The sequence below is a fragment of the Pseudomonas marvdashtae genome (genome assembly GCF_014268655.2).
Taxonomy (GTDB): domain Bacteria; phylum Pseudomonadota; class Gammaproteobacteria; order Pseudomonadales; family Pseudomonadaceae; genus Aquipseudomonas; species Aquipseudomonas marvdashtae.
Genome location: NZ_JABWQX020000001.1, coordinates 2359487 through 2376155, shown reverse-complemented (window position 1 = coordinate 2376155; position 16669 = coordinate 2359487). Strand labels below are relative to the sequence as shown.

Annotated in this window: 14 protein-coding genes; 5 read left to right on the top strand and 9 right to left on the bottom strand. The window is 60.1% G+C overall.

From position 1 onward, the window contains the following. The first annotated feature begins 226 nt into the window (after positions 1–226). The 4 genes from HU742_RS10830 to HU742_RS10815 all read left to right on the top strand — a co-directional run bounded on the left by HU742_RS10830 (position 227) and on the right by HU742_RS10815 (position 3716). Entirely contained in the window at positions 227–997 is a 771-nt protein-coding gene (locus HU742_RS10830) for a substrate-binding periplasmic protein (RefSeq protein ID WP_186642484.1), read from the top strand. Position 998: 1 nt separating this feature from the next. After that, the gene (locus tag HU742_RS10825) at positions 999–2342 is read left to right on the top strand and encodes a GGDEF domain-containing protein (protein ID WP_186642483.1); all 1344 of its coding nucleotides are present in this window, start codon (positions 999–1001) and stop codon (positions 2340–2342) included. A gap of 25 nt (positions 2343–2367) precedes the next feature. Beyond that, positions 2368–3102, top strand: a complete 735-nt coding sequence (locus HU742_RS10820; protein WP_186631604.1) for a substrate-binding periplasmic protein — start codon at positions 2368–2370, stop codon at positions 3100–3102. Positions 3103–3185: 83 nt separating this feature from the next. Continuing rightward, positions 3186–3716: a cupin domain-containing protein gene (locus tag HU742_RS10815; protein WP_186642482.1), complete on the top strand. Its 531-nt coding sequence runs from the start codon at positions 3186–3188 to the stop codon at positions 3714–3716. A gap of 30 nt (positions 3717–3746) precedes the next feature. On the opposite strand, the gene HU742_RS10810 is transcribed toward HU742_RS10815, so the two are convergent. The 8 genes from HU742_RS10810 to HU742_RS10775 form a co-directional block, all read right to left on the bottom strand. Next, positions 3747–4655, bottom strand: coding sequence for a hypothetical protein (locus HU742_RS10810; protein WP_186642481.1), 909 nt, complete (start codon positions 4653–4655; stop codon positions 3747–3749). Further along, positions 4652–5347, bottom strand: a complete 696-nt coding sequence (locus HU742_RS10805; protein ID WP_186642480.1) for a hypothetical protein — start codon at positions 5345–5347, stop codon at positions 4652–4654. Before HU742_RS10805 ends, HU742_RS10810 begins: the two co-directional genes overlap by 4 nt. A gap of 128 nt (positions 5348–5475) precedes the next feature. After that, complete coding sequence (gene treS / locus HU742_RS10800) at positions 5476–7542, bottom strand: maltose alpha-D-glucosyltransferase (protein ID WP_186631592.1); 2067 nt, start codon at positions 7540–7542, stop codon at positions 5476–5478. A 130-nt stretch (positions 7543–7672) separates the two neighbouring features. Next, positions 7673–8941 carry an alpha/beta fold hydrolase gene (locus HU742_RS10795; RefSeq protein WP_186642479.1) on the bottom strand — a complete coding sequence of 423 codons (1269 nt, stop codon included), beginning with the start codon at positions 8939–8941 and terminating at the stop codon, positions 7673–7675. Continuing rightward, entirely contained in the window at positions 8938–9921 is a 984-nt protein-coding gene (locus HU742_RS10790) for an alpha/beta hydrolase fold domain-containing protein (protein ID WP_186642478.1), read from the bottom strand. Before HU742_RS10790 ends, HU742_RS10795 begins: the two co-directional genes overlap by 4 nt. Then, positions 9918–10925, bottom strand: coding sequence for a phosphoglycerate dehydrogenase (locus HU742_RS10785; RefSeq protein WP_186642477.1), 1008 nt, complete (start codon positions 10923–10925; stop codon positions 9918–9920). The genes HU742_RS10790 and HU742_RS10785 overlap by 4 nt, the downstream gene beginning before the upstream one ends. A gap of 30 nt (positions 10926–10955) precedes the next feature. Beyond that, positions 10956–12353, bottom strand: coding sequence for an OprD family outer membrane porin (locus tag HU742_RS10780; protein WP_225923560.1), 1398 nt, complete (start codon positions 12351–12353; stop codon positions 10956–10958). 85 nt (positions 12354–12438) lie between these two features. Beyond that, entirely contained in the window at positions 12439–13728 is a 1290-nt protein-coding gene (locus tag HU742_RS10775) for a CitMHS family transporter (RefSeq protein WP_186632922.1), read from the bottom strand. Positions 13729–13998: 270 nt separating this feature from the next. On the opposite strand from HU742_RS10775, the gene HU742_RS10770 reads away from it, so the two are divergent. Beyond that, positions 13999–15204 carry a citrate synthase gene (locus HU742_RS10770; RefSeq protein WP_186631581.1) on the top strand — a complete coding sequence of 402 codons (1206 nt, stop codon included), beginning with the start codon at positions 13999–14001 and terminating at the stop codon, positions 15202–15204. 49 nt (positions 15205–15253) lie between these two features. Here the strand turns inward: HU742_RS10770 and HU742_RS10765 are convergent, their stop codons facing one another. Beyond that, positions 15254–16627 carry an MmgE/PrpD family protein gene (locus HU742_RS10765; RefSeq protein WP_186642476.1) on the bottom strand — a complete coding sequence of 458 codons (1374 nt, stop codon included), beginning with the start codon at positions 16625–16627 and terminating at the stop codon, positions 15254–15256. Positions 16628–16669: the final 42 nt, after the last annotated feature.

The following is a 16669-nucleotide window of genomic DNA, read 5'->3' as shown; positions in this document are numbered from 1 at the left end:
TCCTTATCGGCAAAAAACAGTTGGCTCAGCCAAGGCAGCTACCTGACAAGTGAGTGCTGTATCGCCGCAAGGTTCACCGGGGATACGTTCTGGCGGCCACGTGCTAGAGCGGTCCGCCCCATGCGTTTGAAGGCCCGCTCAAGCAGTCCCCCACCCAGCCGATAACCCTTATGACGGCGGCCCTCCGGCCTCGCCGGGCTCTGCTGGTTGAATAGGGTAATGATCAATGGTTCTGCAGCTTAACCGTTTACTGACGATGGTTGCCTTGATGCTCCTGATTGCAGGTGGATCGGCATCGGCCCTCGCAGCAGAGCCGCCGTTACGCATTGTGACGGAGGAATTGCCGCCCTATAACATGACCCAGAACGGTCGAGTGACGGGCATGAGCACCGAGGTGGTCGAGGCCGTGCTCAAGGAAATCGGCGTCGAGGCTTCGATCCAGCCCATGCCTTGGGCGCGCGCTTACGAACTGGCGCTCAATGAAAGCAACGTGTTGATCTATTCGATCGTCCGCACTCCCGCGCGCGAATCCCTGTTCCAATGGATCGGCGCCATCGCCCCGACCCAATGGTATATCTACTCGCTGGCCGAACGGCCGGTGAAGCTCAACTCCCTGGCCGATGCCCACGGTCACCAGATCGCGACCGTCAATCAGGACGTGGGGGAGCAATTTCTCGTCTCGAAGGGTTTTCGCATCGGCGAGGAATTGCAGTCCAGCAGCAAATACGAACATAACTACCGCAAGCTCAAGGTCGATCATGTGGAGTTGTGGATTTCCAACGAACTCAACGCCTTGTACCTGACTCGCCAGAATGGCGAAGATCCGGAAAAAGTATTGATCAAGTCGCTGCCACTGCCCGAGCTCAGCAGCGCTGACGGCTTGAACATGGCGTTCAGCCGCAACACACCGGCACAGACTGTCGAGAAATTCCGCGCCGGCCTGGAGACCATTCGTCGCAACGGCGTCTACGACGCCATCGCGCGCAAGTGGTTATGAGATGGACAGCAACTTCGGACCGGGCTCCTCTCACCGATCACCGACCAAGGCACTCAGCTCCCTGGGACGGCGCCTGGTGCTGGCGACCTTGTTGTTCTGCCTGTTTTTTACCCTGGCGATGGTGACGTGGCGCACCTGGCTGGCCTGGGAAAGCAATTTGGCGGAGATGAATTCCGAGCTTGGCCTGATCGACCAGGTGTTCCAGGACACCTTGGCCCATGCCATTTGGGAAATGGACAGCGAATCCCTGGACAAGCAGCTCAACAGTGTCGCGAATGCCGCGCCGGTCGGACGCGTAGTGCTCAATGTCCTGCGGCCCGGCCGTTCGCCGGAAACCATTGAGCGCAATCGCTACACCACCGGCAACGCGGGCGCGGCACCGGTGCTGCAGCGCCAGCTAATCGCTCAGCCCTATCTCGGAGCCCATGAAAAAGTCGGTGAGCTGACCATCGAAGGCGATAACCAACTGCTCTGGAAGCGCCTGTGGGGTGAAGCGCGCAGCATCGTCATCACGCAGATCATCCAATCGATGCTGCTCGCCGGGCTGGTCATGACCATGTTCAATCGCCTGGTGACGATCCACGTGGTGCATATTGCCCGGCATTTGGGCGAGCTCGCTCCGCAGACCCTCAAGCATCACCTCAAGCTGCAACGCTCGGTGGACCGCCAGGACGAACTGAGCCTGCTCGAATCCCAGGTCAACGAACTGCAGGACAATCTGCATGCCCACCTGGAGCGCCAGCGTTCGGACGAACTGGCGATCGCCGCCAGCCGCGATCAGTTGGTTGAACTGGTCGAGGCGCGCACAGCGGAACTCCGGGCAGCCAACCAGGCCCTCGAAGCCTTGTCGCGTCACGATGCCTTGACGGGACTGGCTAATCGTCGCCATTTCGACGAACTGAAGGAAATCGAATTTCGCCGCGCGGTCCGCCACCATACGCCGTTGGCCGTGCTCATGTGCGACGTGGATTTTTTCAAGATCTACAACGACACCTACGGCCACATGAACGGCGACCAGTGCTTGCAGCAGATTGCCGAAATCCTGCGTGACGTGTTCGGGCGCTCCGGCGAATTGGTCGCGCGCATCGGTGGCGAGGAGTTCGTCGTCGTACTGCCCAACATCAATGCACAACAGGCTGGCGACGCGGCTCAACGGCTGCGCATCGCCCTGGCCGAGCGGGAATTGCCCCACAGCGGCTCATCGGTCTCGCCGTTTGTCACGCTGAGCATCGGCGTCGCCGAACTGGACCCCGAGGCCATGGATCATTTCGATCAACTGATGCAGCGCGCAGACCAGGCGTTGTATCGAGCCAAGCACCAGGGGCGCAATCGCGTTTCCCTCTGACATCATCGCCAGCCATGAGGTCTCTATGCGCCACCGTCTGATGCTCTACTCTTGCGTGCTCCTGGCCTTGATCAGCTTCAAAAGCCAAGCCGAGACCATCGAGGTCGTCACCGAAGACTCGCTGTACGCCTATCTGCGAGACGAGAAGCTGGTCGGACCCGGTATCCGTATCGCCTCGGAAACCTTGAAGCAGGCCGGTCTCAGCGACCACCACATGGCGCTGTATCCATGGGCGCGGGCCTATGAAATGGCGCTGCACGAGCCCAACGTGCTGATCTTTCCGCTGGATCGCACCCCGGCCCGTGAACAGCTGTTCAAGTGGGTCGGGGAGATACATCGGTCCACCAGCAGGCTTTACAAGCTGCGAGGCGGTGAACGCATCACGGTCGGCAGCCTCGAAGAGGCCAAGCAGTACAGCATCGGCGTGGTACGAAATGACGCTAAGCAGGTTTATTTGCAGGGACGTGGTTTCAGCCGACTGGTCGTGTCGGCGAACAATCACGATAACTTCCAGAAACTGTTGAACCGCCAGGTCCAGCTCGTGCCGATGCCTGAGAACACCGCACGCCTCATGAGCCAAGATGCCCAAGTGGACTTCGAAGCCCTGGAGGAAGTCTATGCCCTTGATGAGCAGCCCCACCGGGTTTACCTGGCCTTCAGCCTGAGCACGCCGGACGAGACTGTCGCCAAGGCCCAACGCGCGTTCGAAGCGCTCAAGGCTTCAGGCGAAGTGGCGCGGATCATGAAGGAGGAACGTTGACGGGCGGTAGCCGTCAGCCGGGTTGAACTCCTCCTTCGAAAACATCGTCCAGTTTATAGGTGCACAGACCTGGAGATTTTTCGATGAGCACACTGAACGCCATGTCGGACTCCATCCAGACCCTGATGTTGGAGCGCAATGACTGGGTGCCCAATAACCCGCGCCTGCCGGTGTTGGTTTACCGTGACGCAGTTTCGGCCCAGGCCTCGGACCTGGCCGCCCACCTGGAAGAGACGTTCCGCAGCCACGGCTGGCCGCCGCAATGGCGCTATGGGATTTATGATTTTCACCACTATCACACCGAAGGCCACGAGGTATTGGGCGTTGCCAGCGGCCAGGCGCGACTGATGATCGGCGGTCCGGGTGGACAAGTCCTCGACGTCAAGGCCGGCGATGTGTTGCTGCTACCCGCCGGTACCGGGCATTGCAACCTGGGCTCCAGCGACGACTTCCTCGTGGTAGGCGCATACCCACCCGGCCAGCAGGCCGACATCTGCCGCGAAGCGCCGAGCGAGGCTCAGCTGGCAAATATCGACACGCTGTCGTTTCCTCAGCGGGATCCGGTGTATGGCGCGCGGGGTGGGGTCAACCGATATTGGCTGGACCAACGCTGACACTTGGCGGACCAAGGCAACGATTCACGGTCAATGACCGTAAACCTTCTGCAACTGCTCCTGGGTCAGCGCGTCTTCGAAGGGCACCGGCACCGATTTTACCGCGCCGTAGAGGTTGCGATAACGCCAGTAATTGCCGTTGTTGGCCAGCTGATAACCGCGCTCGACCACGCGCTGTCCATCCAGCACGTAACGCAGGGTTTCCTGGGCCGCTTCCGGCGGCGCCGGTAACATCAGATCGGCTGCCAGCACCCGCATCGACTCGTCAATGCATTCGTCGAGCACTGTCGTCACTTGCGCCAGATCCAGCTCGCCGTCATCAATGCAACGCTTGCCGCAGCGCCTGATCGGCTGGCTGGAGACTTCGATGCGCATGCGATACAGCGCCGAACCGGCGATATCCTGGACCTGCACCCGATTGATCAGCACGAAGCTGCCACGATCAGGTGTAAGCATCAGTTTAGGCTCGATGACCAGCCGGGCGTTGATGTCGCCCGTCCCCTGCTTGAGGCCGGCCGCCAGCGACGCCTGCTGGAAGCGCTGTTGCAGGCGCTCCTGCAACGGCACGCCAGCAAGCAGATCCGCCAGCGGGCGCGATTCCTTGGCGGCGGTATTTTCCGCATCGCGCTGCAAGCTGCCGCTGCCCATCTGGGTATTGATCAGGCTGGCAACCAGCAAACCGGCGAGCCCGGCGCTGTTGCCGGAACTGGCGACCAGGGCATGGCTCGACGACGCAGCCTTCTGCGCGGCCTCGGCGTCGACCACCGTGCTGGCACCGACAAATGCCTGCGGCAGTTGTAGATCCACCTTGACGCCATGGGCCTGGACGTAGGACACCGCATCCGCCGATTTGAAACCGGCCTGCGGTGCCGGCTTCTGAGCGCATCCCCCCACCAACAACAGGGCGAGCAAGCCGACCGCCATCAATCCACGGTTCATTGTTCGAACGGCGTGATCATTTGCTGGCGGCTCGAGTCCATGGCCTGATAAAAGGCGTTGGTCAGATTAGGATAGTCAGGCTCGTCCCATTCGCCCTGGGCGGCCTGCACGACAGCAAACGGCTTGAACCACAACAACTTGTTATCGGCCAGATCGACCACCATGCCCTGCCCAAACACCTGTGCCATGGGCACGCTGGTCGGCACGATGCTGTAATAACTACGGGTGGCGCCAGTCCCGATCACGTTGACCAACAGCAGGCGATCGACACCGTAGGTGGCCTTGATTGGTGTCAGGTCGCGGGCGGTGTAGCCTTCGCGGAAACTCACTTCCTTGTATTTGCTCAGATCCACCGGCTCGTTGATGCGCTTGGCCTTGTAACCCTTGGCTTGCAACTTGGCGACAATCGCGTCCGGCAATGTGTTGAGGTCACGCACCTGCCATTTCTCGACATTATCGCTGAGCTTGCTGTTGACGCCCTTGTTGATGGCCAGGTCCAGCAGTCCCTGGTTGCCGGTCAGCGCGAGGACGGGTTCGGGTACCACGTTGATGGCCACGCCAATGGTCGGTTCCTTGGCATCCCAGAACTGTTTGTCCAGCGGTACCGGGGGTTGGACGTGGGCGCAGCCGGTGAGCGTCAGGCAGGCAAGCACAGTCAATGCTGCCAGGGTACGAAGCGTATGAGAAAACATGCATCAAGTCCTTATGATTAAAAACGATGCTGCTTGTGTCGGCAGCTACGCTAATAACATTAGTGGCACATTGATACTTTTTTCCGGATTCCTTTTGACTCTCATACACTTCCTCGCTTCCCTGCGCCCTAGATCATCGGCGAACTGCTCACCACCCGCAGCGCCAAGCCTTCGAATGCGTCCAGCGTAATTGTGAATTCACCCTCGGGCGTAAGGTCCCCTTCGACCCGCTCGTTGATGATGTCCACCACCGGCCCCGGTGCGATACCGGGCAGGTGCAGGGTTTCGGTGATGGCCGTCGAGCCGAAGTTCAGCGCGGTGATTTGCGTGCCTTTGCCGGCCGGCAACTCATGGACCATGATCAACAGCCCCGGATGCTCGACGTCCGGTATGAGTATCTGGCGGCTGGCGGCGATGTCGTAGGCGCGGCGCGCGGCCAGGATCCGGCGCAGTTGCGAAGCGAACGAGTCCGGATCCTTCAACTGGCTCGGCAGGCTGCCGTACAAGGTTTTCGGTCGGGGCATCTCACCGGCCGACAACGGTGCTTGCGGGTTGAGGTCCACCAGGTCGTAGGCACCGCGATGAATCCAGCGCGTGTCGCCGTCGCGCATCAAGTGCTCGACCTGTTCCGCCGGCAACGGCAGTGCGCCCACCAGATCCCAGCCCGACAAGGCGAACACACCCGGCTGCATGGCGTTGAACATCACCAGCAGGAGATGGACCTGACGGATCTGCTGGATATCGGCCGCCGTGATCGCATCGAGGTCACGAATGCCCAAGGCGGCGGTGATGATGCTCGCTGTCGTACAAGAGACGCCATTGGTGACGAATTTGAGGTTGTAGGGCGCATGCTCGCCGGACAGGCGCTCGTACATCTGTTCGCGGATGTGCTCGCGCAAGATGCTTCCGGGAAAGGTCTGGCCTTGATACAGGTAGGTATCGTGAGCGTGCAACGTCCAGAAATGCACCAGCTCCAGGGTCAGTTCGTCATGATTCTGCAACGCGTGGATCAGCGATCCCGGGTCGATGCCAAAGGCGTGCATCTGGCGCAGCATCAAGCGCAGGAATTCCGTGTCGCCCATCAGCAACGCATGCTGATAGGCCGGACGGGTGATGAAGTCGTAGGACAGGTCTGCCCCGCCGTGGGACATGGCAGCAATGTCGTCCAAGGTCAGGTTCAGCTCCTGGAAACTGAAACCGCCTGCCTTGCGAATCGCACCGCCGAGCAATTGGTTGCCAGTAATCGACAGCGGATGGCTTTCAGACCAGGCGGTACCATCGAGCTTGCGCTCCACGCCGAGGAACCCATTGGCATCCAGACGGAGGATCTTCGCCCCCATGACATCTACGGCGTGCAACGCGTCGCCGATGATCATCTGCTGCGCGGCAAACGTCGGGTCAAGCCAGTTCAACGACGGCTGCCCTTCCTTGAAGTAATGCAGATAGACCCAACGCCGCGGCTTGCCATCGACGCCCATGACGACCGGTGTCGCGCTCCAATCGGTTTCCTTGACGCCGGGTTCGAAGAAGATCACCCGTTGCAACTGGCCGACGATGTAGTGCTTGTCCCGAAGGGCGTCCACTTGCTGCGCGGTGAGGTTCTGCGCATCGCGCCCCTCCCCGACTTCGGGCAGCAGCGGCCAGTCCTCCTCACGGATCTCGACCATGTGGTAGAGCCCTGGATAGTCCTCATAGGCCATCTCCGCCAAGCGGAAATCCGCGCCCTTGCCGGTATGGGACGGGATGACGTCATCGATGACCACCGCGTTATGCGCGGCGGCCATGCGGGTCAACGCCTGGAGCTGCGCATCGGTACCCAGGTCGGGGTCGATGTCGAAGCTGATGCGGTCAAAGTTGCCATCGATGGTTGGCGTGAACTCGGTGCCCTGAAGCCCTCCAGACCTTTTCAACGGCCCGTTATGAATGCCCTGGATACCGATTTTCGACAACGCATGCCACAAGGTTTCGTCTCCCAGCGCCTCGAGCACCGTGCCATTTTCACGGGTGACGATGGATGCCGGGTACGCGGTAAACCATACCGACGAAAGCGCAGACGCATCGCGAGGACGGGTATGCGCGAAGGGCTGCTGCCACAAGCGACCATGCCCCGAGTAAAGCTTGGCTCGCTGTCTCGCAGCGTGAAGCATCGATTGTTCGACCAGCCAGTCGACATGATTTTTCTCAGCCATCGTCATAAAAAAATCGCCTGTCGTGATGAAAAAGTCGCACCGCCCCTGGGCTCAGGGCCGGCGCTTATTAGTCATATGAGGCTTTGGACCGACATTCGTTGCAATCGTGTATCCATCTACAAAACGCATTGCTCGCTCAATCACCGTTGAACGGCGCGTCCGGATTTCTCGCACCCGGCGGACCAGGCCTTTGCAGGGTGGAGCAATTGGAGCCATGGCCTGACCCGTCGAGCCGGGCCTCGACAAAGGCAAAGGCATCGTCCAACGAGCCATGGAGCACGCCGTCATGCCCCAGGCCTTCATAGGTGCGCCAGGTGACGTCGTTATCGGCGTCGCACAAGGCCGCCGCGACTGCGTACTGGCGCTCTGGCGTGATGGTTCGATCCGCCTGGCCCGTGGCAATGAATAATGGGAAGGCAACCGACGCCTGGGGCATATCAGTCATCGGGGTGCGCAGCGCAGTCAACGCTTCGGGAGCGATGGTCAGAAGCTCGGCAAATGAACCGATCTGCAATCCCTTGGATTTGGCGGCGATGTCCCGGGTACAACTTTGCCGGGCGACCCTTAGCAGTTCCAGGCCATCGTCCGTCAGGATTTCCTCTATCCGTGGCCCGTCGTCGCCCAGGGCGCCGGACGCCAACGCGAGGAACAGGGTATTGGACTGGCGTGGCGCCAGCGCAATCGGCCCTTGGGGGAACGTACTGTTCGCAGCGGTGAGCACCGCACCGAAGATGGGGAGTTCCGGTGCATAGCTGCCAGCGAGGATCGCCGCGCCCAGCGCCGCCCCTGCCCCCTGGGATTGTCCGGCGAGGATCACGCGCTTGGCGATGAGCCCTGGCCTGATTGCCCGGGCGGCGCGGATCGAGTCCAGCACCGAGCGTCCCTCGGCTTGCCAGAATGTATAGGGATGCGGCCCCGGCCCTCCCAAGCCTTGGTAGTCGGTGGCGACAACAGCGAACCCGTGGGCCAGCCAGCGGTTGATATAGGCCGAATCACGCTCGCGCCATCCCGCCCAGGACGGTGCGCAGACATCGGCGATCCCCAGCGTACCGTGGGCCCAGGCCAGTAGCGGCCAACCGTCGGCGGGAGGCTTGCCCGCCGGCAGGTACAACGCCCCGCTGACCGGAACGAGGCCGGAGTGCCAGCGTGAGTCGGTGGAGCTGTAGAGCAGGCGCAAGGCCTGAGCGGCGGCGGGCATCTGCGGCTGCACCGGCAGGGTCTCGCTTCGCAGCACGGCACCGGGTAATCCGGGCATCGGCCCTGCCCAGCGATAGAACGGCGACAGCGTCATATCGCCTGCCGCGGGGCCGACCGGCAGCGTACCGGCCGCCATGGCATTGGCCGTCACGACAACGAACGCACCGATGCAGACTCGTGTGAGGAACGCGACTCGGAAAATATTCATGAAACCTTCGCCTGACCGGAAAGAGCCTTGCGCAAGGCGCTGCCCTGCGCAGCAATGACGTTGCGCGCGACGGGGGCCACCTCGTTGAACCGGACAAACCCGTGGGTCATGTTTGCGAGCACTTGCAGGCTCGTCGCCACGCCCGCGCTTCTCAGTCGATTCGCGAGTTCGCGGTTTTCATCCAGCAACGGGTCCAGTTCACCAACGACCAATCGCACCGGTGGGAGGCCCGCCAAGTCGGCGATGATCGGCTGCACGCGCCAGTCATCTTCATCACTGGCCAGGTAGCTCGCCCAATAGGCACTCATCGTCTCGACCGAGAGGTTCTGGCCAGCGTATCCGCCTAGCCGCTGCCAGGAGTCGGAGGTCATGTCCCGCGAGTAGCTGCCGTAGAACAGCAACAACTGCCGCAGCGCATCGATTCCCGCATCACGCAGCGCGATGGCAGCGCCCAGGGCGAGGTTGGCGCCTGCCGAATCTCCGCCCAGGGCATAACCGCGTACCGGGCAATCGGTGATCGTCCCCAGCTTGATGACCCGGCTGACGATCGCCAGCACTTCGTTGAATGCGACCGGAAAGCGATACTCCGGCGACAACGCGTAGTCGATGGACAGCACCGCCAGGCCGCTGTCGCGCACCAACTGGCGCAGCGGCGCGTCCCAGCCGGCGAGCGACCCGTGGCGGAATCCACCGCCATGGCAGTAGAACATCAAGCAAGGCGTCTCATCGCCTTCCGGCCAATAGAGCTTGCAGGGCACCGTCCGGCCATCGACGGCGAACCCCAAGGTGCGTTCGTAGGACAGCGGCACGCTGCGGCGTGCCGCCCAGGCATTGATCCGTTCCAGTTGCGCACGGACGCTTTGCACATCCCCCTGAACGACCGGCAGCAAGCCTTGTTCATGCAGCGCCGTGGCCACGGCGAGCAAATCAGCATGAACCGGCGGCCGTGTGTCCACCGGCAGGCTTCCAGCGCGACTCATGGCTGACCTTCGCAGCGACGTCCGTCAGCGATCACGCAATGGCTGGGCGGGCTGCGGCCTTCCAGGACGGCTGCAACGCATTGGGCGGCAATCAGGTTGGTGCGGTTGAGCCCCTCGACCGTGGACGCCCCGGCATGGGGCGTGACGATGACGTTCGGGAGCTGGATCAGTTGTTCGGTGACCGAAGAACACCTGGGGTCCGACTCGCTTTCGAAAACATCGAGTCCCGCTCCCGCCAGGCGCTTTTCTCGCAGGGCATCGAGTAGATCCACATCGCGTACCAATCCGCCGCGCGCGGTGTTGATCAGCACTGCGGAGCGCTTCATCAGTGCCAACGCACGGCCATCGATCAGCCCGTGGGTTTGAGGATTGAGCGGTGCGTGCAGGGTGATGAAATCGCTTTCCTCGAGCAGTGTTTCCAGGCCAACAAAGCAACCGTCGGCTTGGGTGCTACCCGGGCGAGGGGAATAAATCAGCGGCTTGACCTCAAAGCCGGACAAGCGCTGCAGGACGCCCCGGCCAATCCGGCCCAACCCGATGACGCCCACGGTTTTACGGTACAAATCGCCCCCAAGGGGGATCGACCAGTCGTTGGCGGCCAACCCCAGTTGGCACTGCTTGAGTTGACGACACACAGCGAGCATCAGCGCGACGGTGTGGTCGGCGACGCTGGCATCGTTGCCGCCGATAGCGATGGTCGCCACCTTCCCCGCCGCTGCTACCGCTGCCGTATCGACCCGCTCGTAGCCCACGCCGCGACGGGCGATGACCTGCATGCGCGGGAGCGAAGCCAACAGGCTGGACGTGATGTTCGCGTGCCCGACGATCCAACCGTCGGCATCCGCCAGGAGGTCCGTCAGCTGGCGTTCACTCAGGTCGCCGTCGGCTTGCCCCGGAGCCAGTTCCGCGACGACGACCTCACAGCCATGGCTCTTGAGGAAGTCGCTAGCCATGGCGTCGAAGAATCGCTGTGTCACCACTACTTTATGGCGAGGTTCAAACATCTCGGGCCTCCCGATATCGGTATCCAATGATCAAAACGCGTAATCCAGATACACGCGGGCCTCGGAGCCGCTGACGACGTTGTCGGCTTGCGCGGAGATAAGTGCAACGAAGTCCTGGTCAATTCGGTAGTCGATATAAATCAAGCCCACCGAAAGTCCCGCGTACTCTTTTTCATCGAAGCGGTAATAGAGACGGTATTCATTTTGCCGCTCGGTCACGTCCGTGCGCCGGCCGCTAAAGGGATCGGTGGCGTCAAACTCACCTTGCTTGTAGATAGTCATGACTTTGAAACCGTCCAATGAAGCACCCAATAACGAATTCCCGCTCAAGTCATATTCGGCGCCTAGTTGCCAGGTTCGTTCGCCATCGTTATTAAAATCGTTACCCGAGCGTGTCCACGCATCCATTCTTCCGTCGACGTTATCGCCGTGGTCAAAGTAGGCGTAACCCAGTTGCCCATTGCTCAACTGCGCGTGCGTCTCGGAAAATGAAACGCCCAGGCGAAGTTTGTCGAGCAACAAACCGACATTGATGTTCAGCCACGTCGCATCATCGTCATAGGCGGCCTGGCCGGACTGCCAATCACGCTCCCAGATCCGCCCGGCTTTTTCGAATTCATAATATTGAGTGTCGAACACGATGCCGGCTTTATCGCCAAGCGGCGCTTTGAGCGTCAACCCATAACGCGTGTTCTTATTGAAGTCTCGCGACACACCTTGGTCGAAACCAAGCTCGATGGCCTTCAAGTCGTACTTGACGCCATAGGTGTAGAGATCCTTTATTTCCTCGCCTGTCTGGCTCAGCAGGTGTTCGAATTCTTCCCTGTCCCGAGGGGATGTGCGGTTGATGTAGGCGGTTTCAAACCCTAGCGTACCGGGCAGCGGACCGATCCCCATCTCGGTAAAATTCAAATGGGCGCGGCCACCCTGGTAGGAACCGGGAACGATTCGAGTATCGAGCGTGACCAATGTCCCCGCATCGAACCGGCCCCGGCCGACTTGAGTGTCGGCATCCCAACCGTTGCCTTCATAACGCAACTTGAAGTAACTCTGCCCAACTTTTGCGAAACCGCCGTTGGTACCGTCGGTATCGTCAAACAAGTTTCGGCCATTGTCTTTTGAATCAATCATCGCCACGCCATACAACGAGGCGTCAAACCCTACGACCCCGGCCCAATAACCGGAGTTATAGTCCAGTATTGCGCCGACCCCTGTCCCACCCAGCTCCGAGCCATCCGGAAAACCACCAAAACGGTCCTCGATCAAGTCATTGGAGATCCGCGTGTTGATATACATCGAGCGAAGATAGGCATTCAACTTTCCCTCCTGCTGAAACCTTTCCGGATGACTGATCGTCGCCGACAGACAAAGATCAGACATAAACAATGTTGACAGGAACGTCATCGCGACGGCGTTAATCGATTTCATCGACCACCTCATCTATTATTTTTATTTTGACGTGAGCAGACGCGAACAAGGCGTCCGTTAAACTTTGGCGTAGCGAATCAATGAATCAGATAATTGCCCGGGTAATAACAGCCGTAACAATCAGCACCAGGCTGCTGCCTATGGCCCAGAGCAGGCAATAGCGTTGCATGTCGCCCATGTCGCGCTTGATGATTCCGCTGATCAAATAAACCGCCGCGACCAATGGACTCAATGCATGCACCGGCTGACCCAGTACCGATGCGCGAGCGATGTGCATGGGGTCGATGCCGTATTCGGCGCCGGCGGCCCCGAGCACGGGCAAGATCCCGAAGAAAAACGCGTCGTTGGATAACAGGAAATTAAGCGGCAAGGCGACAAGCGCGGTGATGATGCTGAAATATTGGCCGCCGCTTTCCGGGATCAAATGCACGATCTTTTCGGACATGCCATCGACCATGCCGGTGCCTGACAAGATCCCGGTGAATGCACCTGACGCGAATATCAGGGCGATGACCATCAGGACACTTTCCGAGTGAGCCGCGACTCTGGCCTTCTGCTCCGCCAGGCGCGGATAGTTGATCAGCAGCGCCAAGGAAAAACCGACCATCATCAACATCGGTAAAGGCGCCAGGCCTGTCGCCATGGCGTACATGAGCCCCGCGGTCAACGCGAGGTTGATCCAGAAAAGCTTAGGCCTATGCGTTTCAGATTGCAGGATGGGTAGTGCGGGGTCGGCCTCTGTGGCGACGTTGGACGCGGGCGTCCAACCCAAACGCCGCCGCTCTTTGCGGCCGATCCAGAAGGCGACGACGAACGCATAGGCCAGTCCCGCCAACATGGCTGGCACCAAGCCCAGGAACAGCTCAGCGACATCAAGATGAAGCGCACTGGCGGCTCGCGCCACCGGCCCTCCCCAGGGAATAAGGTTGACCACGGTATTGGTCAACAGAAGCATCAGCGCGAGAATCAGCGGATTCATGCCGAGGCGAAGGTAAAGCGGCAGGAACGCCGTCGTTACGATCAACACCGTCGTTGCGCCATCCCCGTCGAAAGAAATAACCGTGGCCAGCAGCGCGGTGCCCAGCACCACGCGAAGCGGATCATTGCCTACGTAGCGGAGGATTTTTCGCACGACGGGTTCAAACAGCCCGGCGTCGAACATGATTGCGAAGTACAAGATTGCAAACATCAACATCAGTGCGGTGGGCGCGACCTGTTTCACGCCGTTCATCACCATGCCACCCAATTCCGGCCCTGCCCCACTGGCCAGTCCAAAAGCAACTGGAACGAGGATGAGTGCCGTCACGGCAGAAAGTCGCTTGCTTATGATCAATGCCATAAACGTGACGACCATTGCGAAACCTAACCAAGCCATGCGTGTCACCTTCTCGTTTTTATTGTTATCGATGTCATCGAAAATCAATGTGAACAGCTCTTGCGCAGCCGAAATCTACATAGGGGTGGAATGGCTGTAAATCTTGATTTTTTTCGTCAACATCCAGCTGTTTGGCGGCGGATCGATTGCGAACCCTGCGTACAACTTTTGCCCTGATCCCAAAGAAATTGACGCGCCGATAGACATTGATGAAATCTCGGTATATTTAATAAACATGCACAAAACCCAATCAACCTGATCGGATTCGTCATGCCAGATCAAGAAAACCTCTACCTCTCGGCAGAGCAAGCCGCGGCCCTGCTTGGGGTCAGCCTTGCGACGCTGTACGCCTATGTCAGCCGCAAGAACATCCGCTCGATCAAGATTGCCGGTTCGCCCAAACGTCGCTACTGGGCCGAGGACATCCAGCGTTTGGTAAAAGTCCCGGCGGGCGAGAAACATGCCGCGAAACGGCTGTCGCCGTCGGACAGTGCGATTACGCTGATCACCGATGACGGGCTGTTCTACCGGGGACACGACGTCGTCGAATTGGCTGATCACGCAACGGTTGAAGAGGTCGCCGAATTGATCTGGCAAGTGCCTTCGGCCTTCGGCACGTCATTGCCTCGTGCCCCCAACGATGCTGCCAAGCTGTTGAAGATCTATGAGCACATGTCCGCACAAGAGAAAGCCATCGCGCTTTTCCCCCTGGTGCAGCGAGAAAACCCGAAGGCGTTCGATCTTTCCACCGACAGTTACGCCCGCACGGGCGCCGACGTCGTGAGATGGTTTGCCGCATTGGTGGTGGGTGCGACCGAACCGAGCACGCAACCCTTGCATGAATTCATCACCCAGGCCTGCGGCGCCCCGCCTGCCCATGCCGACCTGATCCGGCGCCTGCTGATTCTCAGTATCGATCATGAACTGGACCACGCCACCCACAGCGTCCGCGTCGCCGCCACTACCGGCGCTACGCCTTATTACGCGGTGATCGCCGGGCTTGCAGCGGCCAGGGGCCATAAGGTCGCCTACGGAAGAAATGAAGCCGCCAGCAGGATGATCGAGGAAATCTGCACGGCCCCAGACCCGGCCCAACCCATTCTGCAGCGCTACAGCCAGGAGGGGCATATCGTCGGGTTCGGCGCCAATGTCCATTCAATCAATGACCCGCGCGCCAGCAATCTCCTGGCGGCGTTGACTGCGGTATTCGACGGCGACAGCGAGTTTGCCAAGCTGCAGAAAGCCTTTTCAGTGGCCTCGGAACTCGTTGCCTACCCACCAGAATTCATTCTCATGGTGAGTTTCATTGGCCGGAAACTGGGACTGCGCGGGCAGGAAATTTCCCTGGCGGGCGTCGGTCGCTCGATCGGTTGGATAGCCCACGCCAGCGAGCAATACAACCAACACCACGACGCTCGACCCCGCGCGCGGTATACGGGGACCTTGCCGACGGCGACCAGAATCGGCCGCCGTTGAGCCCCAGCTTGGCCGCTCCCTGCGAGCCCCGTTGGGAGCGCCAATCCCGTTACGAGACCGTCATCGCCGCGAATAGCGATTCGAACTCGTCTTGTTCTTCAAGCCGGGCAACGAGCCCCAGCACTCGGGCCTGGGCCGTTGCGTCGATATGCGGCGCGGCCATGCGTACGAATTTTCGCTCGAAATCATGATCGTTCATCGGGGTTTCGACGGATCCGGGCCCGGTGATCATCTCACTCACCACTTGCTTGCCTGACAGCAGGGTCACACTGACACGATTGGCCAGGTGCCGTGGGAACAGTGCCGTCAGCGCCGGATCCTCAGCGACGACAATCTTGTCCATCAAGGCAATCGCCGCTGGGTCGGCAATTTTTTCAGCAGAATAAGAGCCTATCGTGATGTCGCCATCGAGCAATGCCCGGGCGACGTTGTAAGGCAGGCTGTGGTCCGCCGTTTCCCTGGTTTTCGGCAACCATTTCTCCGGCGTATCGGCCAGCACTCGGCGGTTGAATTCCGAGGTTTCGATGGTAATGGCGGCAATCTCTCCCACCCCGTCGATCCGTTTGCGTAGATCCAGCGCAGCCCAGACAGCCGTATGCAGCTCGCCATTGGTGGGAAATGTCTTGGTCAGGGAGCGGCATATGGCGTAATCGCCATTGTCAGGCGTACCAAAACGATCGGTATCCAGCTCAAACGGTCCCGAAACCTGCTTGAAGAAGCCCATCTCACCTTCAAAGATCGGCGACGGCCCCGTCATGCCATGGCGCGCCAGTTGGGCGGCGAAAATGGCGTTGCGTGCGGCATTGGCTGCAGAGCAACCTTTCCAGTCGGACAACGACCCACTGCGCACCTGGCGCATCGCCAGATGCCCGCTCAGGGCAATATTGATCGCTTGCTCAGTCTGGAGCACGTCGAGTTTCATCAGGTTCGAAGCCGCCACCGCCATCGCTACATTGATGTAATTGACGTGGTCCCAGCCACGCTTGTTCAAGCTGGCCGCATCCTGCAACCGCATCTGGATCTCGTAGGCCAGGACAATGGCCGAAATCAGCTCGGCACCCGTTGCCCCCTCGGCCTGGGCCACCGCGAGGCAGGCGGGAATGTTGTCACTGGGGTGGCCCGGTTCCTTGCCCATGTAGCCGTCGTTATAGTCGAGGAAGCGGACCATCAGGCCGTTGGCGAAGGCGGCGATTTCCGGCGTCGTTTTTAAATCCGTGCCGAAGACGCTGGAGGATTTCGCGGTGTTGGCGGCGGCGTAACACACGGCAGCCGTTACCGGGTCCGCCCCATAAGCGCCCAGCACGCAGGCCAGGCTATCGATAAAGCGCTGGCGCACCAGGTGGATGATTTTTACGGGTAGCCTTTGCTTCCTGAATTCGTGGGCGTATTGCGCCAGCCGCATAGCAACGGTCGAGTCCGTCATGGTTACCTCAGGTATGGGTGGGTCAGGCCTCGTCCGTGAGGC